General features: G+C 29.0%; 2 protein-coding genes. One reads left to right on the top strand and one right to left on the bottom strand.

Annotated elements, in window-relative coordinates:
- Positions 1-109: 109 nt before the first annotated feature.
- A complete protein-coding gene (locus ACVCZW_RS02125; protein ID WP_452231531.1) occupies positions 110-247 on the top strand; it encodes a hypothetical protein in 138 nt (45 codons plus the stop codon).
- A gap of 14 nt (positions 248-261) precedes the next feature.
- On the opposite strand, the gene ACVCZW_RS02120 is transcribed toward ACVCZW_RS02125, so the two are convergent.
- Entirely contained in the window at positions 262-1,377 is a 1,116-nt protein-coding gene (locus tag ACVCZW_RS02120) for a leucine-rich repeat domain-containing protein (protein WP_452231530.1), read from the bottom strand.
- Positions 1,378-1,529 lie beyond the last annotated feature (152 nt).

Below are 1,529 nucleotides of genomic sequence, written 5' to 3'. Positions count from 1 at the left end.
ATCTAATCCTTTTAATAAAAATGACAAATCAATTTATCTCTTAACATTCCTATTCCCAACCCAATTCCGTAAATTTGTTGTCTCAAAAAAGCATAAAAAACACAAGTAAATGATAAGGGAAAAAGTTTTGGAAGCAATCATTGCAGGGTATAGAAATACCATTGCGGAACGTTATCCATATGAAAACATTAAAGACAATTACCAACTTCCAGAATCTATTGATGCCGAAACCGTAGACCAGCTTTGAGATTACTTAATGAATTAAAATTTAATAAACTTTTTGGTTATTTGACGCATACTATCTGAAAGTCTAATCAAGTAAACTCCGCTTGGTAATCCTTGTACATCTATTTTATTAGTGCACTTCGTTGCTATCATTTTTTTTCCTAATAAATTGTAAATAGAAATAGTCAATAGCTTTTCATTCCCTTCTATGTTTAGGTAACTATCTGTTGGATTTGGATACACAGATAATGCAAATTCAAAGGAATGGTCTGTTACATCTAAATTAGAACATTCTGTTTCGTTATTCACGAAGGTACTATTAGCATCTATATATGTCCAATTTGCAGTACTCCATGCAGCATTATCTACTAATATGCAGGCTAAATTAGGAGTGTATCCTATTTTAAATATATGAATTGCTGTATTGTTTCCGTTTCTCACATCTAAACTTGTTATTGGACTAATAAAACAATCCAAATAAGTCAAGGCAATATTATTGCTCAAATCTACACTAGAATATAAATTTCCACCGAAACTCAAATCAGTCAAGGCAGTATTATTACTCAGGTCTAAACTTGTTAATTGATTACCAGAACAATTCAAAAAAGTCAAGGCAGTATTATTACTCAAATCTAAACTTGTAATTTGATTAAGCGAACAACTCAAAAAAGTCAAAGAAGTAAAATTACTAAAATCTAAACTTGTTAATTGATTACCAGTACATCTCAAATCAGTCAAAGCATTATTATTACTCAAGTCTATACTCGTTAAAGAATTAAACGAAATATACAAATTAGTCAAAGCAGTATTATTACTCACATCTAAACTTGTTAAAAAATTATTCTCTAATACCAAATGAGTAAGGGCTGTATTATTGCTCAGATCTACACTTGTCAATAGATTATACGTGCAATCCAAAGAAGTCAAAGCAGTAAAATCTTCTATACCAGTTAAATCTGTTATTTCTTGATAACCCACATCTAGAGATGTAATACCACTAATATTAACAGTAGGTACTACACCATCAATTGTTAAATTAGTATCAATACCCAAATCGATTAAAGCTTGTTCAAAAATAGGATCTAGAATTTGAGTTGTTTGCGAATACCCAAATATGGAGATAAGAAAAATAAAGAAAGTAATTTTTTTCATAATATAAGAAATAAATTATTGGTTAAATTTAACCTAAACCATTAGTAATTAATATGATATAAGTCATGTGATAATTATTACCTACAAAATGCAACCTCTATTTCTAGGTTTTTACCTATTTACAAATACACCTAACGATCTAATCCTTTTAA

It is taken from the genome of Lacinutrix sp. MEBiC02595, assembly GCF_053601555.1.
The sequence above is the reverse complement of the archived record's forward strand: the minus strand, read 5'-3'. Positions and strand labels throughout refer to the sequence as shown.

Bases quoted from the DNA above. Each gene is read 5' to 3' on its own strand.
- ACVCZW_RS02125 (WP_452231531.1), top strand. From the start codon at position 110: ATGATAAGGGAAAAAGTTTTGGAAGCAATCATTGCAGGGTATAGAAAT.
- ACVCZW_RS02120 (WP_452231530.1), bottom strand. From the start codon at position 1,377: ATGAAAAAAATTACTTTCTTTATTTTTCTTATCTCCATATTTGGGTAT.